Below are 4,272 nucleotides of genomic sequence, written 5' to 3'. Positions count from 1 at the left end.
GCCGCGGTCGAGCCGGGGTCGGTCCGCCCGGTCACGTTCCACGGCCGCGCGGACGTCGTCGTGCCGGTCGGCGCGCAGGTGGTGTCGGACCCGCTGGACTTCCCGGTGCCGCCGGAGGCGAACCTGACCGTGACGGTGCACCTGGCCGACGGGCAGGCGTCCGAGGTCGTCACCTCGCACCCCGGCTCCCGGACGACCTCGCACGTCGCGGCGGGTGACCACGTCGAGGCGCACGACCTGCCGGGCGCGGCGACCACCGACCACTGGTACTTCCTCAGCGGCATCGAGGTGTGGTCCGAGCGCGCCGCCTCCGCCGCGGTGGTGCTGGGCGACTCCCTGACCGACGGCCGGGGCTCCACCACCAACGGCAACGACCGCTGGCCCGACCGCCTGTCGGCCCGACTGCGGGGGAACCCCGCCACCGCCGACGTCGCCGTGCTCAACCAGGGCACCGGCGGGAACCGGGTGCTCGCCCACGGGCTCGGCCCGAGCGCCCTGGCCCGGCTGGACCGCGACGTGCTGGCGCAGAGCGGGGTGCGGTGGCTGGTCGTGTTCGAGGGCATCAACGACATCGGCACCGCCGACGCCACGGCCACCGCCCAGAAGCAGGTCGTGGACGACCTCTGCGCGGCCTACGAGCAGATCGTGGTGCGGGCGCACGCGCACGGCATCGGGGTGTACGGGGCGACGCTGGCCCCGCTGGGCGGCAACGGGGCCTACGACGACCCGGACGGCCACCGGGAGGCCTCGCGACAGGCCGTCAACGAGTGGATCCGCACCGCCGGGGTGTTCGACGCCGTGCTCGACTTCGAGGCGGCGGCCCGGGACCCGCACGACCACCGGCGCCTGCTCGCCGCCCACGACGAGGGCGACCACCTGCACATGACACCGGCGGGCTACCAGGCGCTCGCGGACGCCGTCCCGCTGGAGCTGTTCACGCCCGGCCCGTGACGCCCCGCGCGGATGCGTTGCCGCGCAAAAGTTTCGTAGCTGTCCGCTGTCGACAGTGGACGGACCCCGACCCGTCTTCTCCTTGCCCCGGCCACGGGCCCGACATAGGTTGGGTGATGTCACCGCGCCCGGACCGGGAGGACCCTGTACATGATCGGCGTGCACCCCGCGTGGCTGCCCGGCTCCGCGTTCCGGGCCCTCGGCTCACGGCGGGTCCGGGTCACCGGTGAGGGCGTGGTCGTCGCCACGGTCCGCGCCGAGGTGGAGGCGGCGGTGGCCGAGCACGGCGGCGCGCTGGTCGACGACGGCCCGTCCGACCTGGACCTGGTGTGCGCGCCCGACGACGGCGAACCGGACCCCGAGGCGTTCGTGGTGGGCCGCGCCGGTACGACCACGGTCGTGCGCGCCACCGGCGGCGCGGGCCTGCTCTACGGCCTGCACCACGTGGTGCGGCTGGGGGAGTCCGCGTTCCGGGGGGCGGCGGAACCGCAGCGGCACGCGCCCCGGCAGCCGGTCCGGATGCTCGACCACTGGGACAACGTCGACGTCCACCCGGTGATGGGGCAGGTCGAGCGCGGCTACTCGGGCGGTTCGATCTTCTACGCCGACGGCGCGGTGCGCGCCGACCTGTCGCGGGTCCGCGCCTACGCCCGGCTGCTCGGCTCGGTCGGCGTCAACCGGGTGGGGCTGAACAACGTCAACGTGGGCCGCACCGAGGCCGGGCTGCTGACCGAGCTGCTGCCGGAGGTGGTGCGGCTGGCCGAGGTGTTCCGCCCGCACGGGATCAGGGTGCACCTGTCGGTGAGCTTCGCCGCGCCGATCACGCTCGGCGGCCTGCCCACCGCCGACCCGCTCGACCCCGCGGTGCGGGACTGGTGGGCCCGCACGACCGCCGAGGTGTACGCGGCGATCCCCGACTTCGGCGGGTACGTCGTCAAGGCCGACTCCGAGGGCCAGCCCGGCCCCTTCGCCTACGGGCGCGACCACGCCGAGGGCGCGAACGTGCTGGCCCGCGCGCTGGCGCCGTTCGGCGGCACGGTGTTCTGGCGCGCGTTCGTCTACAACCACCACCAGGACTGGCGCGACCGCACGACCGACCGCGCACGGGCCGCGTACGACCACTTCGCCCCGCTGGACGGCAGGTTCGACCCGAACGTCGTGCTCCAGGTGAAGGCCGGGCCGATGGACTTCCAGACCCGCGAACCGGTCTCCCCGGTGATCGCCGGGATGCCCCGCACCCGGCTCGCGGTCGAGTTCCAGGTCACCCAGGAGTACACCGGGCACCAGAAGCACGTGTGCCACCTCGTGCCGCTGTGGCGCGAGATGCTGGGCTTCCGGCCGTGGGGCGAGGACGGGCCGACGGTCGCGGACTCCGCGGCGGGCCGGGCGACCGCACCCGCCGGCGGCGTGGTGGCGGTGTCGAACGTCGGTGACGACCCGTTCTGGACCGGGCACCGTGACGACCTGGGTGTTCAGCGGGCCGGTGACGGCGACGCGGGCCAGACCGGGCGGCGCGGTGACGCACAGGGCGTCGGTGGTGAGCCGCCAGCTGTCGGGCGTGGGCTGGACCTCGCGCATGGTGGACGCGAAGCCGGTGCCGTCGGCCTTCGGCTCCAGCCGGTCGAGGGCGACGTACCCCTGGACGTCGTCGGCCGGCGCGGTCAGGTAGCCGCCACCGCCCGACACGACCTTGCCCGCGGGGCACGTCGTGGTGATGGTCTTGTCCGCGCTGGACGACACCGACGTGGTGCCGACCTTCACCAGGCCGGGCGGATCGGCCGCCGCCGGTGCGACGACGACCAGCCCGGCCACCACGGCCGCGGCGACCGCTGTTCTCAGGATCATGGGAGTACCTCCCGCTTCGGGTGACGCGGCCGGACCTGCGTGGCCGCACCCGGAGACCCTGGACCGGCCCGGTTGCCGCCGGCCTGCCACCCGGTTGCCGCCGGGGGTGCCCGGCCGGCCGTCAGCCGGACCGCTCCCCGACGGCCGCGAGGAACTCCTCGATCGTGGAAACGAGCGCGATCGGGGTCTCGTCGATCGCGTAGTGGCCCGCCTGCTCGAACACGACCACCTCGCAGTTCGGGTAGGACTTGCCGAACGTGGCCCGCACGGTGTCCGGGCCGAGGGCCGGGTCGTGCGCGCCCGCCACGACCCGGACCGGCACCGGGTTGCCGTCCACTTCGGACTGGAAGTCGGTGCGCGCCCACGCCCGCAGGTACTCCCCGAAGGCCACCGGGTCGGACGTCTCCAGCGAGCGCCGGACCATCGCGTCCAGCCAGGTTCCGCTGAGCCGGTTGCCGGTGGTGAAGTCGATGATCGCGCGCCGGTTGCCCGCCTCCCGCTCCGCGCCCGCGAACAGCTCCCAGGTCTGCTCGTCGAACGGGACGCCGCCGGCGGGCACCGGGGAGATGCCGACCAGCGCGCGCACCCGGGAGGGCGCGTCGGCCAGCACGCGCTGCATCACGCTGCCGCCCATCGAATGACCGACCAGCGAGAACGCCCCCAGCCCCAGCTCGTCCGCGAGGGCCAGGACGTCCGCGGCGGCTTCCGCGATCGAGTGCGCCCCCGGCACGTCCTTGCGCGCGCCGTAGCCGCGGTACTCGGGGAAGAAGTAGCTGAACCTCGTGCCGTCGAGGTAGGGGGTGATCGGCTGCCACGCGGCGGCCGAGCCGAACCAACCGTGCAGTGCGATGACGGCGTGATCACCCTCGCCGACCCGGGAGACGTCGTGGTCCATAACTGCTCCAGGCGCTATATTCGCTCTTGCAGTGCGTTAATCGCACCTCGTCACATGGTGAGGTGGATCATGGGTCCTGTCAACGCCGCCTACTCGCAGACCCTCGGCAAGGGGCTGCGGGCGCTGGAAGCACTCCGGTCCCACCCGGCGGGTCTCGGTGTCAACGCGCTCGCGGCGGAGCTGGGGCTGCACCGCACCGTCGTGTACCGCCTGCTCGGCACGCTCCGGGCGCACGGCCTGGTGGCGCAGGACGGCACCGGGCGGTTCCGGCTCGGCGTCGGGCTCGTCGCGCTGGCCGGCGCGGTGGTGGTCGACCTCCGCACCGCCGCCGCACCCCGCCTCGCGACCCTCGCGGACGAGGTGGGCGCCACGGCGTTCCTCGCCCTCGTGGACGGCGACGAGGTGGTCACCGCGCACGTCGTCGATCCCCGCCGGGCCGGGGTGCACGTCGGCTACCGGATCGGCGCGCGGCACCGGCTGGAGGTGAACGGGGCCGGCATCGCCGTCCTCGCGGCACGTCCGGCGCTCGTCGGTGAACGCGCGGAGGTCGCGTCGGCCCGCGAGCGCGGCTACTCGGTGGC

At 74.5% G+C, this 4,272-nt stretch carries 4 protein-coding genes; 3 read left to right on the top strand and 1 reads right to left on the bottom strand.

Annotation, left to right across the window (positions count from 1 at the left end):
- Positions 1–951, top strand: a 951-nt coding sequence (locus tag AB0G02_RS30110) for an SGNH/GDSL hydrolase family protein (protein ID WP_360800577.1), incomplete at its 5' end; no start/stop codon positions are given.
- Between the two features lie 150 nt (positions 952–1,101).
- Positions 1,102–2,820, top strand: a complete 1,719-nt coding sequence (locus tag AB0G02_RS30105; protein ID WP_360800574.1) for a hypothetical protein — start codon at positions 1,102–1,104, stop codon at positions 2,818–2,820.
- Positions 2,821–2,917: 97 nt separating this feature from the next.
- Here AB0G02_RS30105 and AB0G02_RS30100 read toward each other — a convergent pair whose 3' ends face one another.
- A complete protein-coding gene (locus tag AB0G02_RS30100; protein ID WP_360800570.1) occupies positions 2,918–3,691 on the bottom strand; it encodes an alpha/beta hydrolase in 774 nt (257 codons plus the stop codon).
- A 69-nt stretch (positions 3,692–3,760) separates the two neighbouring features.
- On the opposite strand from AB0G02_RS30100, the gene AB0G02_RS30095 reads away from it, so the two are divergent.
- The coding region (locus tag AB0G02_RS30095; protein WP_360800567.1) for a helix-turn-helix domain-containing protein at positions 3,761–4,272 on the top strand (512 nt) is incomplete at its 3' end.

Source organism: Actinosynnema sp. NPDC023658 (assembly GCF_040639995.1).
Lineage (GTDB): Bacteria > Actinomycetota > Actinomycetes > Mycobacteriales > Pseudonocardiaceae > Actinosynnema.
The sequence above is the reverse complement of the archived record's forward strand: the minus strand, read 5'-3'. Positions and strand labels throughout refer to the sequence as shown.